Origin of the sequence: Pollutimonas sp. M17 (assembly GCF_025836975.1) — a bacterium.
Classification (GTDB): Bacteria; Pseudomonadota; Gammaproteobacteria; order Burkholderiales; family Burkholderiaceae_B.
Map to the genome: position 1 here is coordinate 3,601,531 of NZ_CP107548.1, position 17,060 is coordinate 3,618,590.

Below are 17,060 nucleotides of genomic sequence, written 5' to 3' on the forward strand. Positions count from 1 at the left end.
AACACATTCTAGCGATCGGATTCATATTGATCTATTATGGAAACAATATTTATGCATATTGTTCAAGTATGGAAATCAGTCAGCTCAAGAATTTCCTGGCGGTGCTGGAACATGGCGCCATCAGCCAGGCCGCCCAGCAGCTGGGAGTGGCCCAGCCGGCGCTCAGTCAGTCCATAGCCCGCATGGAAAAAAGCCTGGGCGTGAAGCTCTTCGAGCGTTCGCGCAGCGGCGCCCTGCCGACGGCGGCGGCGCTGGCCATTGCCGATGATGTCAAAAGCGGCCTGTTCCGCCTCGATGAAGCCACGCGCAAGGCCAGGGCCACCCGCAAAGGCCTGGCCGGCTCGCTGGCTATCGGACTGGTATCGTCCGCCCTGTTCGACGTGCTTCCCAAGGCCTTGCATAATGTGCGGCGCCATGCCCCCGACCTGGAAATCACCCTGAAGGAAATGGGCAATGACGAACTGGCCTCCGCCCTTGAACTGGGCATGGTGGATATCGGCCTGATGCACGCGCCGGTAAAAGTGGCCGGCCACATGTACGAGAAAATCCTGCGCCGCGACAGGCTGGTTGCCGCTGTGCCCACCACGCTGGCCCGCTATATGCCGTCGGAAATCGACCTGGCGCGGATCGCGGAAATCGGCCTGGTCATGTATCCGCAAGACCAGTTGCCCGTGTTCTACGCGGGCATCACCGATGGCATCCGCAAGGCCGGCCATAAGGTGAAGATCAACATGCATGCCAACCGGACCCTCACCGTCATGGCCTGCGTGGCGGGCGGCATGGGCATAGGCTTGCTGCCCAGCTGGATACGCACGCTGGATTTCCCCGGTGTCACCTTCCTGGAAATTTCGGACTCCCACCACCTGCCCGACTTCGATCTGGTCGCCATATGCTCGGCCAAATCCGTTGCCGCCATGGATCTGCTGTTCGCCGACGTATAGCCCGCATGGCGGCGGCGCGGATCCCGGCATTCAAACCGGCCAGGACAACGCGACGGGTTTGGCCACCATAAGATAGAAAATCCCCAGGAAGGCAAAAAAGGCCGGCACGCCCAGAGCCACCCACGCATAGAAGTGCCGCCAATAGACGGGAGGCAGCGGCGACCCCGCCTGCATGGCCGCCTTCGAAAACGTCCGCAAGCGCATTTGTATCCACACCACCGGCAACCAGCACGCAACGGCCAGTACATACAGGCCGACCGACCATTGCAGCCATGGCGCCGTCCACGGGAAACCCGCCTTGCTCACCAGCCAATACCCCGTCAGGGGCTGGATGACAACCGTGGTGGCGGTGAACAGCCAATCGGCCGCCACGACATAGGCGGCCACGGCGGACACCACACGGGCATCGCGCGACAGAGTGGCCAGCAGCAGGTAGAAGGCGCTGCCTATTCCCGTGCCGAACAGCAGCGTGGATGCCACGATGTGCAGGTATTTGAGCGTAAGGTAGTCCATCAGCGTCTATCCAGTTCGCGCAGTATCCACAAGCCCGCCAGAAAGGGCAGATTCTTCAGCACCGGCCCATAGGGGTGCGCCCAGAACTCCGGCAGCTTCCAGGTGATGATCAGCGTGTAGGCCAGTACCAGCCCCGCCTGCATGTGCCACAGCCAGCGTGGGCGATACGGCCATAAGGTCATCGCCCCCAGTGCGATATCCAGCAGCGCGGCCCCATACAGGAATACCGGCTGGAGCCATTCGGGCGTACCCGTACGCGCCAGAAGCCGATAGCTGTCCTCCACCGGATAGACGCCCAGGGAAACAATGCCGGTCACCAGCCACACCAAGCCTATGCAGACCCTCAGCACGGGCAGCAGCCAGCGCATCGTTGCATGGCTGCGCACGGCCTCTGCGTACGACGCAGGTATGAACCGTTCCGCGGCTTCAGGCTTCCTGCCAAGCAAAGAAGATATCCCCACCGCGGGCGCGGTGTTCCCCCTTTCCAGCATATCCAGCGCGTCCTCATCCGGCCAGGCTCCGGGCAACCGTTTGCCAAGCCGCGCTGCCCGATGCAGCCACGGCATGGGAACGGGCAGATAAGAAACCGGCCCCCGCACATCCATCGCTGCGCGCAAGCTGGCAAGAAACTGCCGCAATGTCAGTGCCACGGGCCCCACCATGGCGATCCGCCCGCAGGCTTTTCCGGATCGGACAAGCGCCTCCACGGCCGATACCAGGTCATCGATATGGACCGGCTGCACAGCCTGATTGCCGCTGCCGGGCACAACGATGACCGGCAGGCTGGCCATCGTCTCGAATAAAGCCGCGCTGGCGCCGCCGGGCCCGTATACCAGCGAAGGCTGGACGATGCTGGCCCGGACGCCGGGCAGGGCCATGAGGAAATCGTCCGCCGCCTTCTTGCTTCTATGGAAACCGGACCGCGCCCCGTCGTCCGCGCCCAGGGCGGAAATCTGCACCACATGCGCCACGCCGGCCTGCGCCGCCGCCAGGAACAGCGCACAAGGCGCGGCGCGGTGTATGGCGTCGAATGTCTGAGTGGATGATTCTTTGAATATGCCCACCGCGTTGATCACCACATCCATGCCGGCCACCGCCGCGGACCAGTCCTGCGGATGCGTCGCCGTTGCGAAATCCTTTTCCAGGCATGTTCCGGGCACGGAATGTGCTTCGCAATGGCGCACAACGCAAGTCAAATCATGTCCCGCTTCGGCCAGCCTGGCCGCCAGATGCCGGCCTATGAAACCGGAGGATCCCGTGATCAGTATTCTCATCGCCACCCCGCCCTATCAAGAACCGCCATGCACCGCCGCCAAGCTCTCTTCCTAGGCCTTGCGTTCAGCAAGAAGGGTGCCGAAAAATGAAGACTCCGATTCAGATACTGAGAAGGGCGGTAATTTCGGGCAGTTGCGCCAGCCTCGCGTCGACCGCGGCACTGGTTCACGGAGGGATACGCGATTGCCGCAGCGCCATCGCTCCGGTCAATGCTGTCAGCCATTGGCTTTGGGATGACCGGGCCCTGTACCAGCATCGACCGTCGCTCAGATACAGCGTGCTGGGGTATGCAATCCACCATGCCGCATCCATTTTCTGGGCGATTGCCTATGAAGGCCTGTCGTTGCGGTCCACCCGGCTCTCGCCCAGGCAGGCCGCCGCCGCGCATGCGGCCTCGGTGGCCGCCCTGGCCTGTGTCGTCGATATGCAATGCACGCCGCGAAGATTCACTCCGGGCTTCGAGCACAGGCTGAGCAAGAAGTCGTTGGCGGGCGTATACGCCGTCTTCGGCCTTGGCCTGGCCCTGCATACCCTTCTCTCAAGCCGAAAGTGAGAATACCCCCCCAACGCGCCGTACATGCCTGGAGCCGCGATCGCCCGGCGTCGGCCTGCTCCGGAAGTCCCCGCCCATCCTGCCAGCCCCATACAAACGCCAATTGACGCAGCAGGCCTTGCGGGTTAAACCCTGTTGAAAGTTCACTCCAGCTTGCACCGGATTGCCCGTATAACTCATATAAGAATATGTTGCGCGGCACAGCGCGGCATCAACAGCAGCGTTCCAGGAGACACTATGAAGACTTCAATAAAGCAGTTCGCCTTTATGTTGTGTTTTTCGCTGGCCTCCATGCAAGCGGCCACGGCAGAGAACATCTCCATCGCCACGGGCGGCACCGGCGGCGTCTACTATCCCATCGGCGGCGGCATCGCCTCGGTCCTGTCCAAGAAGGTGCCTGGCATGGAAGCCACGGCCGAAGTCACGGGCGGCTCCGTCGACAATCTGAAGCTCATCGATGGGGACGCATCCTACATCGGCCTGTCCATGGCCGATGCAGGCCAGGACGCCTACAAGGGCGAGAATAAATTCAAGGGGCATAAGGTGCCCCTGCGCACGCTGATGATCCTGTATCCGAACCGCATGCACGTGGTCACGGTGGAAGGGCGCGGCATCAACACCGTCGCCGACCTGAAAGGCAAGCATATTTCCACCGGCTCGCCGGGCAGCGCCACCGAGGTCATGGCCTTTCGCATGCTTGAAGCCGCGGGCCTGGACAAAGACAAAGACGTCAAACGGGAACGTCTGAGCGTGGCCGAATCGGTCAACGGCGTCAAGGACAACAAGATCGATGCCTTCTTCTGGGTGGGCGGCCTGCCCACCGCGGCCGTCACCGATCTTGCCAACACGCCGGGCACCAAGATCAAGATGATCGACAACGCCGACCTGGTCCCGGCCATGAACAAGAAGTACGGCAATCTTTACGTCGAAGACACCATACCGAAGGCCACTTATCGCGGCATGGACGCCGACAACAAGCAGGCCACCGTCATGAACATACTGGTCGCCAACGAAAAAATGAGCGACGAGACCGCCTACAACATCGTCAAGACCATCTTCGAAAGCCGGGACGAACTGATCGCCGTGCACAAGGATACGGCTGAGTTCAAGCTCGAAAACCAAAAGTCGGCCGCCTCGCCCATCCCCTTCCACCCGGGCGCCATCAAGTACTTCACCGAACGCGGCGCCAAGCTCGATTAAGCGCCCCGCCCACCACCCCAACCCGCGCGCGGTTGGGGTTTTTTCTTTCTGCTCGCCACCGGCCCAACAACGGCACGTAGATGCCGGACTTACTTACCGAGACCCCAAGCATGAGCGAACGCATCGAATCGGATCCGAACACCACTGTCAGCGAAGAAGCCCTGAACAAGGCGGAACAGTACATCGAAGAGGAAGAAGGCGCGGCGAACCGGATCGGCGGCTGGTTGGGAATTTTTCTAACGGCGGTCGCGATCATCATGTCGCTGTTCCATATGTACGCGGCCTATTCCATCGTGCCCACCCAAACCTTGCGGCCCGTGCACGTGGGCTTCGTGCTCTTCCTGTGCTTCCTGATTTTTCCGGTCGGCAAACGCTTCCGCCACCGCATCATGTGGTGGGACTGGCTGATAGCGCTGCTGTCCATCGGCATCGTCGTCTACCTGATCATGGGCGGCGACGACTTCACCGATCGCAATACCATGCCCAATGCCTGGGACATCTTCTTCGGCGTGGCCCTCATTCTGCTGGTGCTGGAAGCCATGCGCCGCACGATAGGCTGGATACTGCCCGCCATATCGATCTGTTTCCTGCTGTATGCCTTCCTGGGCCCCTACCTGCCGCATCCCTGGACGCACAAAGGCTACGACGTGGGCCGCATCGTCGGTTTCATGTACATGACACTGGAAGGCATCTACGGCGTGGCGGTCGACGTGTCGTCGTCGCTCATCATCCTGTTCACCATCTTTGGGGCTTTCCTGCAATTCTCGGGCGCGGGCAAGTTCTACATCGATTTCTCCTTCTCGGCCATGGGCGGCAAGCCCGCCGGGGCCGGGCGCACCGTCGTGCTGGCTTCCTTCCTTCTTGGCGGCCCCTCGGGGTCGGGCGTGGCGACCACGGTCACGCTGGGCACCGTGGCCTGGCCCATGCTGGCCAAGGTGGGCTACGAGCGCAATGCGGCCGGCGGCCTGCTGGCGGCGGGCGGCCTGGGCGCCATCATCTCGCCCCCCGTCATGGGCGCGGCCGCCTTCATCATCGCCGAGTTCCTGAAGATATCGTACCTGGACGTCCTGCTGATGGCCGTCATCCCCACCCTGCTGTTCTACCTTGCGCTGTTCCTGATGGTGCAGATCGACGTACGCAAGTACGGCATGGGCGACATCGTCTTCAAGAAGGTCGACACCGTCTGGAACCTGACCCGGCACTACTGGTTCCACTTCCTGTCGCTGATCTCCATCGTAGCCTTCATGATGTGGGGATTCTCGCCCGTCATGTCGGTATTCTGGGCCACCATCGTCTCCTGCCTGACCAGCTTCCTGCGGCCCGACACCGCCATGATTTCCTATGACTTCTTCAGGGGCAGGGGGAACATGTCGGAGACCTTCTTCCAATCGCCGCTGATCCAGGCCCTGCGGGCCGGCTCCGTCGGCATGTTGAGCGTGGGCGCCACCTGCGCCGGCGCGGGCATTATTGTCGGCGTGGTGACGCTGACGGGCCTTGGATTGAAGTTCAGCGGCATCGTCATCGACTACGCCGGCGGGTCGCTGCTGCTGACGGCCATCTATACCGCCCTGGTGGTGTGGATCATAGGCCTGGCCGTACCGGTCACCGCCTCGTACATCATTTGCGCGGTCATCACCGCGCCGGCCCTGATCAAGCTGGGCGTGCCGGACTTCGCGGCCCATATGTTCATCTTCTATTATGCCGTGCTGTCCGAAGTCTCGCCGCCCACCGCCCTGTCGCCGTTCGCCGCGTCGGCCATTACAGGCGGCGACCCCTACAAGACCACCATGCAATGCTGGAAATACACCATACCGGCCTTTCTGGTGCCCTTCATCTTCGTGCTGGACCCCAGCGGGCAAAGCCTGTTGCTGATGGGCTCCACCAAGGCGCTGGCGGCGGCGAACTGGCTGGAGATCGTCCAGGTAACGGTAACGGCTGCCGTGGGGATCTTCGCACTGGCGGTGGGCTTCCAGGGCTGGCTGCGCCGGCGCGCCACCACACTGGAACGTGTGCTGCTGATCGTGGCCGGGTTCGCGCTGGTCTATCCCGGCCCCATCGCCAACACGATAGGCTTTGTATTGATTCTGATTGCGCTGGGGCTGCATTGGCGCAAAGGGACGCTCGCGACGGCTTGATGCGTATCCTGGCCGCCGTGTGCGGCATGCGCAAGGATCAGGCCTGCGTGCCCTACCAATTGGCTTCGAAACCTATGTATACGCTGCGGGTCTGCCCAGGATAGAAGACCGCCCTATCGCGCGAATTCGCGTCCACGACATAATCCGTTGTGGCCACGTAGTATTTATTGGCCAGATTGCGTGCATCGATAAATAGTCGATAGCGGTCTGCGGGATCCTTGTAGCCCAGGGTGAAATTGACGGTGCCATAACCTGGCGCCCGTAACGTGTTGGCCTGATCCACATTTGCGGAGGAGGCCAGTTCGATGCTGGGGCCAGCGTAGTAGCCTTTGGGATGGCGATATACAAGCCCAAGGCGGGCGACATGTTGCGGAATGCCGGGCAATGCATTGTTGCCGTAGACCGCATCCCTGTTGAAACGAAATTGGCTCCATGTGTATGCCACATTCCACTCGATGGTGCCAGGCATGCGGGCTAGCGGCAGCTCCCCATGCAGCCCAAGCTCCAGGCCGATGTGCCGGGTACGATCCGCGTTGCGTGCAATGATTGCTCCCGGGTAGGCCGCCAAAGGGAACTCCACCAATTCGTTCCTGATCCAGGCATGATAAACGGCCGCATCCCAGCCAAACTCTTTTCCTCCGCCGCGCGTGCCCACTTCCAGCGTCGTCGCCCGTTGCGCTTCGAGATTGCCTTCCTGCGTGTAAAACGCCAGGCTGCTGGGAGGCTCAAAACTTCGGCTGATATTGGCGAAGACCTGCGCTTGCGGATGAATGTCCCACAGCAGGCCAAGTTTGGGACTAAGTCCGAAGTAGCGATCGGAACTCTCCCCGCCGGCAAAGAACGCCGACGCAATAGGCGACACCTTGTTTGTCGTACGACGCTCTGCCCAGGCCGCTTGCGCACCCACGATCAATGCGACATCGGAACTGATGTCAACACTGTTTTCCGCGAACAGTTCGAACGAGCTTCGGCTGGCGCCAATGGAAACCACTTGGGAACCTGGCGCAGGCAAGTAAGGCGACCTGGGCCAGTCATCGGGCAAATAAGCCTGATTGTCGCTGGAACCCCGTCCGTAATTGGCGCCCCATACAAACCGGTGCTTGCGGCCGTTGAGTTCGCGATTGATTTCGTGACGCAGAGAGGCACCATAATCAGTCGCGTCGTAATGCGTTACCCGGCCCGCTGTCGGGGAAATGAACCGCGTACCGGTATGGAACACTCCCATCGACAGTTTGTCCGCCTCGCCAACGCGCCAATCGTGTTGATATGCCACATGCCAGCGGGGCGTTGTCCTGATACGAGAGCCCGCCCGCACATTGTCCGGGTTCGCGGCGGAGGGATCGTCCAGCAACTGACCCAGGGTCAACGGCCCAGGCATCTGCACCCGGTAATGTTCGCTGGTTACATGCAAGCGGCCTTGAGACCGTGCATTGAACCGATAGCCCAGGTTCCCGTAAAAGCGCGTTACGGTGTGCCCTGAATTTTCCCGATAACCATTGGTCCGCATACTGCTGATAGAGGCATAAGCGTCCAGGCCATTGTCAAATACCTGGCCAGCGCGAGCCTGGCCTTTTACATAGCCATCCGGCCCCGCTTCCATGCGCCATGCCGCGCCAGCATGCGTATACCCCGTAGGTGAGACCAAATTGATGGCACCGCCCAGCGTTGCTGCGCCATACTGAAGCGAATTGGCGCCGCGATACAGTTCGATATAGTCGGCGTTGGCCGGATCGGCATAAATGGTATCCCCGAAGTCGTCAATGCGGCCCAGGGGAAGACCGTCGCGCAACAGGCGAATTCCTCGCAAGCCGCTGGCCGCCGAAATGCCCGATCCGCGTATCGACAATCTGGCGCTTACCTGGCCCGATGGGTTCCGCGCATAGACGCCGGGCACACTTGCAAACGCCTCTTGCAGGCCCAGCACCACGCCTTCCCTATACTGATCGGCGGGAATGACGGAGACGTTACCCGCAACACGCTCAAGCTCGGCACGAGCCGCATCAATATCCCGCTCCAGGCTTGTCGCGTTACCCTTTACACGAACAGCCTCCAGGCGCTGAGCGTGGTCGGCGCTGGAATACGCGGTAGCGGGAAGAAGGAGAAAACAGCTGAGTATTACAGAAAAGGATGAATCGAAACGTCGTCTACACATGGCGGAAAAATGGTTTCAGCGGCAATCAGAGAAAACGGGCGCCTGTCAACAAAGGCGCCCGCCTGGCATTCATGCCTCGGTAACCGCCAGCTTGCCATCGGCGATCAATGAAGCAATAAGCCCTGCCTGGTCAAGGACTCCAGCGGTGAGGTCGAAATTTTCCAGCACGATTTGCTGATCGAAACCGCTGCCATCACCCGACAAGCTGCCCCCGGTGCTGACATTGATTGTAGTGTCCGAACCGTCAAAGGCAATGTGCAGGTACTCCGTCAGATCCAGGGAATTCTCTTCGCCTTGCAGAAGATCGGACAGATCCAGGATGTCATCCCCTACGCCAAAATCCTGAATTCTGTCGACGGGAACGTCGACCGCGTCCGCGTCCCCATTTTTCCATACAAAGGTATCGTCACCCATGCCCCCGTTAAGGAGGTCACTGCCCGAGCCTCCTATCAGGGTGTCGTTGCCGCCCTGCCCGTATAGGATGTCATTCCCGGCGCCACCATCGAGCGTGTCATTGCCGCCACGGGTATCGCCATCGACGTTGAAATCGGCATGATGCTCTTTCAGGTATTCATACAGTTCCGTCGCGGTGGCGCGGTGCCCGTTCTTCAGGAACAGAAAGGTTTCCAACCCCTCCAGGCCCGACCCCTCCAATAAAAGACCGGGGCGCTCCGGATTGCCATCGATGCCCCAGGGCAATACATTGCCATCGGTGTTGATCGCATCGCCGAAGATAATGTCGTCTCCATCCCCGCCGCTTATCGTATCGCCGCCGACCGGATTGGGAACGATCGTGGTTCCGCCGGTCACCAAAGCCAGGTTCAGTTCCTCGGGCGTGGTTGTGGTCGTTCCTCCGTCGGTGTTGTCGTAGTTGTTCAGGGTTGTAAGGTTGATGGCCGTTCCTATGCCGATGGCGTGTACATCTCCCCTTCCTGCAACAGAAGCGTATTCGGCGGTCCCCTGCACATTGGGTTCTCCGTCGGTCAGGAAATATGTCAGGTTTTCATAGTCGGGATACTCTCCGGTAATAGTGTCAAACCAGGCATCGGCCCTGCCAAATGCGTCCCTGAAGTTGGTTCCCCCTTGCGCCTTGAGACCGCTGTTCTCCAGTTCTGGATCGCCGATCTGCGCCAGCAAGGCGTCGATGTCCGTGGCAGGATCTGTCAGATTATTAATGCTGATCGTCCCCAGGGTAGTATTGCCAGTGCCATCGCTGAAACCAGCCAGCTTGACATTGATATTGCCATCATGCCCCCGCATTTGGTCGACCAGCTCCAGCAAGGTCTCCTTGATCATCTTCATCCGCGACTCTGCATAAGTGCCGCTGCTCCCATCGGCCACTTTCCAGGCCATGCTGCCGGACTGATCGATAATGATCGCAATGTTGTAGTCGTGTCCTTTTTCCAGGAGCTTGACCACGCCGCCCTGGTCGCCCATGACCACGTCGTTGCCCGCCGCCGTATTGATCACATCATCGCCATTGGTGGTACTGCCTTTTTCAGCGCCATCGTCGCTTCCGCCCCCGACGATCTGGCTGACATCGACCTGGTCCGAGCCCCCGGCGCCGGAATTGCCGGCCCCGTCGGCATACGACTCGTTCTGCACCTGAACGGTGATGACGCCCGCATAATCCGGATCGGGATTCAAGGTGGCGGTCCATACATTCGGCGAGGTCTGAACCAGATCCGTGATTGTGGCATTTGGATCGCCCGTGATCTGGATATCACCGATGTCGAATCCCTCGACTTCTTCGCTGAAAGTGAATGTCACCTGGCTGGTCGCGCCGTCGACGAGATTGTCAGAGACGATATCGACCACGACGGTGGGCGCAGACGCATCCACGTCTTTGCCATCGTGGTCCATCGCCGTATTTCCGGCCTCGTCGCTTACCGTGGCCGTTACCTCCACAGGCGTTGTGCCATCGGCGCCCACCGGCACCTCAAGCTGGACGCCGCCTGTCAGATCTCCTTCCGTTATGGTCCGGTTCAATAGTTCCGTGCCGTTGCCGTCTGTGACCACCAGCGTATCGCCCACCTTGGTGCCGGCCTCCAGCGTCACCTTGGCCGTGACCGTGCCCGGATCATTAGCCGCAATCTCGTCCACGTTATAAATGCCGTCGCCATTGGCATCGCCCAGCAGCTCCACCGAAACGGCCGGTGCCACATTGTCAACGTTCTTGCTGTCGCTATCCGTGGCCTCGTTTCCCGCCGCATCGCTTACCGTGGCCGTTACCTCCACAGGTGTTGCGCCATCGGCGCCCACCGGCACCTCAAGCTGGACGCCGTCTGTCAGATCTCCTTCCGTTATGGTCCGGTTCAATAGTTCCGCGCCATTGCCGTCTGTGATCACCAGCGTATCGCCCACCTTGGTGCCGGCCTCCAGCGTCACCTTGGCCGTGACCGTGCCCGGATCATTAGCCGCAATCTCGTCCACGTTATAAGTGCCGTCGCCATTGGCATCGCCCAGCAGTTCCACCGAAACGGCCGGTGCCACATTGTCAACATTCTTGCTGTCGCTATCCGTTGCCTCGTTTCCCGCCGCATCGCTTACCGTGGCCGTTACTTCCACTGGTGTTGCGCCATCGGCGCCCACCGGCACCTCAAGCTGGACACCGTCTGTCAGATCTTCTTCCGTTATGGCCCGATTCAATAGTTCCGTGCCGTTGCCGTCTGTGATCACCAGCGTATCGCCCGCCTTGGTGCCAGCCTCCAGCGTCACCTTGGCCGTGACCGTTTCCGCAGCGCCCGCCGCGATTTCATCGACGTTGTAGATGCCGTCATCATTGGCATCGCCTTGCAGTTCGACCGAGATCCCGGGTGCCGAATTATCCACATTCTTTTCAACCGTATCGGTTGCCACATTGCCCGCCGGATCGGTCACCGTGGCCGTTACCTCCACTGGCTTTTCGCCACTGGCATCCACCGCCACTTCGACCAGTATGCCCTCGTCCAGGTCATCCTGCGTTACGGGCCTATCCAGCAGCTTGGTGCCGTCGCCGTCTGTAATTACCAAGTGGTCGCCCACACGGGTTCCAGTCTCCAGCGTCACCTTGGCCGTTACGGTTCCCGGAGCGCCGGCTGCGATTTCACCCACGTTGTAGACACCGTCATCATTGGCATCGCCCTGCAGTTGCACCGAGACGGCCGGCCCTTCGTTGTCGACATCCATGCCGGCATCATCCCAAGCCGTATTGCCCGCCGCATCCGTCACCGTCGCGGTCACCCCCACTGGCGTTACACCGCCCGCGTCCACCGGGACTTCCACCGATACACCATGGTCAAGGTCGTCCGCCGTCACGGGCCTATCCAACAACGTGGCTCCAGTGCCATCCTTGATGACCAACTGGTCGCCCACCTGGGTGCCGGCCTGCAGCGTCACGTAGGCCGTGACAGTGCCCGCAGAACCCGCCGCAATTTCGTCCATGTTGTAGACGCCGTCGTCATTGGCGTCGCCCAGCAGCTCCACCGAAACCGCCGGCGCCGAATTATCCACCTCTTTGGATTCGCTTGCCGTGGCTGTGTTGCCTGCCGCATCCGTCACCGTGGCGACAGCCTTCACCGGCGTTACGCCATCGGCCTCAACCGGAACCTCGACCGATACGCCATCGGCAAGATCGTCGGCTGTCACCGCGCGCTCCAGCAGCGTGGCGCCGTTGCCGTCCGTGATCACCAGCCAGTCGCCTATCTGAGTGCCCGCACCCAACGTCACCTTGGCCGCGACCGTGCCCGGACCATCAGCCGCAATCTCGTCCACGTTATAAGTGCCGTCGTCATTGGCATCGCCCAGCAGGTCGACAGACACCTCGGGGATGCCGATGTCGATTTGATATTCCAGTTCAGATGAGCTCGTCTGCCCCTCTCCAATATCGACGATCGCCGTTATCTTGCCATTTTCAGCCAGCACATCGCCAGGCACATCGATCTCGAAGCCCAGCTGGCCGTCATCGCGAACGACCACGGTGCCGGAATACTGCTCATCGCCCACAATCAAGGTTACCCTGTCGCCTGCTTTCGTGTCGCCACCAACCAGCCCTCTTACTGGAACATCATCCTCTAGCTCCTTGGCATTCAAGAGGTTGTCCTGACTGATGGCATCGATGGAAATCGTTGCTGTGCGCGTCACCGCGGCAACTGCGCCGCCCCCTCCGCTTTTGGCCGCGGCAAAGTCGCTGGAGCCCGTCCATGGGTCTCCCGAGTTGCGATGTAACTCGACTCCTTCGGAAGAGCGGGGATATTGCAGGCTAAGCGGCGCAGTCGGCTCCACGACGGGTCCAAGCCGCACAAAGCTGCTGCCACCGTCATCTCCACCGCCAGCACTACCCTGACGGCCCGCGCTGCCCTGCTGTTCAGCGCCATCCTCCGCAGCATCCATGTTGGAGGAAGACTCGACATCGGCCAACATGCGCTCAAGAAAGCGAGCGGAATCGGGGGCCGTGGCCATCTGCGGGTCGGCATCGACGGCAGTGACGGACTGGCCCGCCGCGTCCCCTACAAGCATGACTTCGCTATCCCCACCTACCATGATAGGAGCCTGCCCATTCACCAAAAGGGATAGTTCCGCTCCCGGAGCGGTAACAATATGCGCGCCGACAGGTACGCTCGCGCCTTCCTGCAAAGGGAGAAGTGAACCGTCGGCTTGGCGTATCCAGGCCTGGCCTGTTAGTTTGAAAACGGTAGCAGTAGACATGGCAATAAACTCCGTGTTTGGCTAATCGAAAATAAGGCGCCAGAGGCAGCGCACAAAAAGGAGTGATGGGAAGGGCTAGCGCTCAGTCAATGCGTTGGCCTTGGCTCGCAACACTGGTTTCAGCAGGTACCGCAGCAAACTTCGTTTGCCTGTAAGAATATGGACGTCGGCAAGCATTCCTGAAATGATCGGCAGCACATCTCCGTCGCCCACCGCCGCATGGCGGGTGCGTACGCGAACCAGATAAAACGAATTTCCTTTTTCGTCGGAGATCGTATCCGCGCCAATCAGCTCCACCTCGCCCTCCGCTCCGCCATAGACGGCGTAGTCGTAGGCGGTAAACTTCACATCGGCTTTCTGCCCTGGATGCAGGAATCCGATGTCACGCGGCAGCACACGCACCTCAACCAGCAAGGAATCGTCGGTGGGAACGATCTCCACAATTTCCTTGCCCGGCTGGACAACCCCGCCAACCGTGTTGGCCACAAGAGTTTTGACGGTGCCGTTCACCGGCGACCGAATATCAGCCAGCTTTACCTTGTCAGCCAGCGCCGCACGGCCCTCGCTCAGGGTCGCCAATTTGGCAAGCGTTTCAGATAGCTCCCGCCTCGCATCATTGCGTATGTTCAGTTCAGTTTCGCGAATCTTGCTCTCCGCCTCCTGGATTGCCCCGTGCAGGCGATCGACCTGCGCAGCCGCGGATTTTCGTTCTCCGCAGTAGCGCGCCACATCGCGCTCCAGCCTCAATAAATCCACTTCGGAAACCGCGCCGGATTTAAGCAAAGGCCGGGTAACTTGCAGTTCACGCGAAGTCAGGCTGCAACTGCGGCCGGCTTGTTCAAGATCGGCCTGGGTTGAGCGCAACTCGTCCTGCCTTTGCTTGAGCTGGTCCCGGCCTATGCTGAGGGTTGCTTCCAGCTCACGCGTACGCGAACGCCAGACCTCACGCTCCATTTCAATCAAATCAGGCTCGGCTTCCAGTACGTCCGGAGGTGCTGTAAATGGCTCTCCGGTTGCCAGCGCCTGAAGCCGGGCCGCCCGAGCCTTGAGCGACAGCGATTCCGCCCGATTCTCGCCCAATGAGGACGCATAGCGGGTAGGATCTATCCTGAGCAGGACCTGCCCAGCTCCGACCTGTTCCCCTTCACGGACCAGAATATCTTCGATCACGCCCCCGTCCAGGCTTTGGACTATTTGAACTTGCCGGGAGGGGACGACCTTCCCTTGGCCGCGCACCACTTCATCGATCTCGCCCATAGCGGCCCAGGCAAGCAGGACCGCCGACATGGCCAGGCAAACCCAGATCAGGGCGCGAGAACGTTTGGCCCGGCTTTCCCGGATAGACCATTGGGCATCGGCGATAAAGTCGCTGGAATCGCCTGGATGACCCAGGCCTGCCCGGCGTTTGCTGTCAGCTTGCATGGCTACGCACCCCGCCACTGATGCGGGCGCCTCGCAGGTCGGCCATTACTTGCTGCCGGGGCCCGTCGGCCACGATGCAGCCGCCTTCCACGATGATCAATCGATCAACCAGCTCAAGCAGCGCCGTGCGATGGGTAACCAATATCACTGTCTTGCCCTGCGCCGCGGCCTGCAATCTTTTTTTCAGGTGTGCCTCGCTGACATTATCCATATTGCTGCTGGGTTCATCGAGCAGCAATATGGGCGGGCTGCCGAGCAGCGCACGGGCGATGGCTACCGACTGGCGCTGGCCTCCCGAAAGCGAGTCGCCGCGTTCGCCTATCGGCATATCGAAGCCTTGCGGATGCAGATTGGCGAATTCCGCCACGCCGGACAGTTCCGCCGCGGCCAGGATCGACATATCGTCGGCAAACGGCTGGCTCATGGCGATGTTTTCCTTCAGGCTTCCATACATCAATACCGGATCTTGAGGCACATACCCGACCGCCCGGCGCAGATCGGCCGGGTCGATCTGGCGAATATCGACGCCATCGACCAATACGGCCCCTTCCGTTGGCGCGTATAGAGCAAGAATCAATTTCTCCAGCGTTGTCTTTCCGGAGCCTATCCGGCCTATAATTGCGACCCTTTCACCTGCGGCGATACGCAAATTGATATGCTTCAGCGCCGGCTGTCCTGCAGCCGGGTATGTGAACGACACATCGCGAAACTCGATCGAGCCGTTCAGTGAGGGCCTCGCCAGATAGGCATTTGCATCCGACCGCTCCATTGGCAGATTCATGTAGCCATCGATGGAGCCCAGCGATGCGCGGGCATTGTGGTACTGCAAGAGCAGGCCCGCTACCTGACCCAAGGGCGCCAGGCAACGACCCGCTATCATCGAAGCGGCAATAATGCCTCCAAGGGACAGCTGGGCATCGTGCACCAGGTAGACGCCTATCGTCACCACGGCGACCGATACCAGTTGCTGCATCAGCTGCACAAAACTGACTGTCGTTGCCGATACCCATCTGAGCTTGGCGCCCAGGTGCGCAATAAAACGGGTCGATTGCTCCCACTTGCGCTGAATCGTCCCCTGCGCATTGAGCGCCTTCACTGTTTCCAGTCCGGCGAGAGCCTCCACCAACGTCGCGTTGCGCTGGGAAGCCGCCCGGAACGAGGAATTCGTCAAGGACTTCATGCGGGCCTGCGCCACCACGGAAACCAGCAGCACGACAAGGATGGCCACCAGCGGCGGCGCCATCAGCCAGGGTGAAATCCATGCCAGCGCGAGAAGAAAAAGCGCAAGGAAGGGAAGGTCGACCAGTGTCGTAAGCGACGCCGATGCGATGAAGTCCCTGATCACCTCGAATGAACGCAGGTTCGACGCAAATGCCCCGACCGATTCCGGCTTCTCCTCCAGGCGTATATTCAGCACCCGCTCCATGATCAGGGCCGATAGATTGATATCGACGCGCTTGCTGGCGGCGTCCACGACGTTGGCTCGCAATGCGGTCAGAATAAAGTTGAAAACCAGCACCAACGAAATGCCCGCCACCAGGACCCACAGTGTTTCCACCGCATTGTTCGGGACCACGCGGTCGTACACGTTCATCGTAAAAAGGGGCATGGATAATGCGAATGCATTGATCAATACCGCGGCCAACAGCGCATCCCGATATAGCCCGCTGTTGTCGAGAACAGCACTCCAGAACCAGTGCTTCCCCTTGTCCGGCCTGAGAATGGACGCTCTAGGCTCGAAACGAAATTGCGGGCGAACATAGCATGTCACCCCAAGATACTGCTCATCGAGCAAGTCGGCCGAAATCTCGACCGCGCTGGCACCCACCTCCGGATAACAGACCAGGCAGGAGCCCTCACGGACTTCCAGCAGCACGCATGCGCTATTGCCCCTTAACAGGAGGATCGCGGGCAATAGCGAAGGATTGATGTCGGCAAGCCGTCGCTGTGACAATCGGGCCGAGCAACCGGCCCGCGCAGCGGCACGCGGAAGCAGCGCCGGCGTCAGCCGATTGTTCACCAAGGGCAGTCCGCTGCCCAAGGCGAGGGCGGTCCAAGGCTTGCCGTGAATGCGCGTTATCTCGGCCAGGCAATCCAGCAATGGATCCACGTGGCCCGCTTGCCCTTGCTCACGGACTTCGCTGTCCATCAACGATTCACAGCTCATTATTGAAGCCGCCGTG

10 protein-coding genes are annotated in these 17,060 nt (G+C 60.4%); 4 read left to right on the top strand and 6 right to left on the bottom strand.

All coding sequences use genetic code 11. The annotated features are described in order from the left end of the window. Positions 1-68: 68 nt before the first annotated feature. Positions 69-941: a LysR family transcriptional regulator gene (locus tag OEG81_RS16895; protein WP_264130435.1), complete on the top strand. Its 873-nt coding sequence runs from the start codon at positions 69-71 to the stop codon at positions 939-941. 30 nt (positions 942-971) lie between these two features. Here OEG81_RS16895 and OEG81_RS16900 read toward each other — a convergent pair whose 3' ends face one another. Both OEG81_RS16900 and OEG81_RS16905 read right to left on the bottom strand, forming a co-directional pair. Continuing rightward, the gene (locus tag OEG81_RS16900; RefSeq protein WP_264130436.1) at positions 972-1,454 is read right to left on the bottom strand and encodes a DUF2269 family protein; all 483 of its coding nucleotides are present in this window, start codon (positions 1,452-1,454) and stop codon (positions 972-974) included. Next, positions 1,454-2,728, bottom strand: coding sequence for an SDR family oxidoreductase (locus OEG81_RS16905; protein ID WP_264130437.1), 1,275 nt, complete (start codon positions 2,726-2,728; stop codon positions 1,454-1,456). Before OEG81_RS16905 ends, OEG81_RS16900 begins: the two co-directional genes overlap by 1 nt. An 86-nt stretch (positions 2,729-2,814) precedes the next feature. Here OEG81_RS16905 and OEG81_RS16910 point away from each other — a divergent pair, with 86 nt between their 5' ends. The 3 genes from OEG81_RS16910 (at position 2,815) to OEG81_RS16920 (ending at position 6,617) form a co-directional block, all read left to right on the top strand. Beyond that, positions 2,815-3,282: a hypothetical protein gene (locus OEG81_RS16910; RefSeq protein ID WP_264130438.1), complete on the top strand. Its 468-nt coding sequence runs from the start codon at positions 2,815-2,817 to the stop codon at positions 3,280-3,282. Positions 3,283-3,519: 237 nt separating this feature from the next. Next, on the top strand, positions 3,520-4,482 hold the full coding sequence (locus OEG81_RS16915; protein WP_264130439.1) for a TAXI family TRAP transporter solute-binding subunit: 963 nt from the start codon (positions 3,520-3,522) through the stop codon (positions 4,480-4,482). A gap of 110 nt (positions 4,483-4,592) precedes the next feature. Beyond that, complete coding sequence (locus tag OEG81_RS16920) at positions 4,593-6,617, top strand: TRAP transporter permease (RefSeq protein WP_264130440.1); 2,025 nt, start codon at positions 4,593-4,595, stop codon at positions 6,615-6,617. Between the two features lie 52 nt (positions 6,618-6,669). Here the strand turns inward: OEG81_RS16920 and OEG81_RS16925 are convergent, their stop codons facing one another. The 4 genes from OEG81_RS16925 to OEG81_RS16940 form a co-directional block, all read right to left on the bottom strand. Next, positions 6,670-8,769: a TonB-dependent receptor family protein gene (locus tag OEG81_RS16925; protein WP_264130441.1), complete on the bottom strand. Its 2,100-nt coding sequence runs from the start codon at positions 8,767-8,769 to the stop codon at positions 6,670-6,672. A 69-nt stretch (positions 8,770-8,838) separates the two neighbouring features. Beyond that, complete coding sequence (locus OEG81_RS16930) at positions 8,839-13,455, bottom strand: retention module-containing protein (protein ID WP_264130442.1); 4,617 nt, start codon at positions 13,453-13,455, stop codon at positions 8,839-8,841. Positions 13,456-13,530: 75 nt separating this feature from the next. Beyond that, complete coding sequence (locus OEG81_RS16935; RefSeq protein ID WP_264130443.1) at positions 13,531-14,877, bottom strand: HlyD family type I secretion periplasmic adaptor subunit; 1,347 nt, start codon at positions 14,875-14,877, stop codon at positions 13,531-13,533. Next, positions 14,867-17,044, bottom strand: a complete 2,178-nt coding sequence (locus OEG81_RS16940; RefSeq protein ID WP_264130444.1) for a type I secretion system permease/ATPase — start codon at positions 17,042-17,044, stop codon at positions 14,867-14,869. The genes OEG81_RS16935 and OEG81_RS16940 overlap by 11 nt, the downstream gene beginning before the upstream one ends. Between the last annotated feature and the right edge of the window lie 16 nt (positions 17,045-17,060).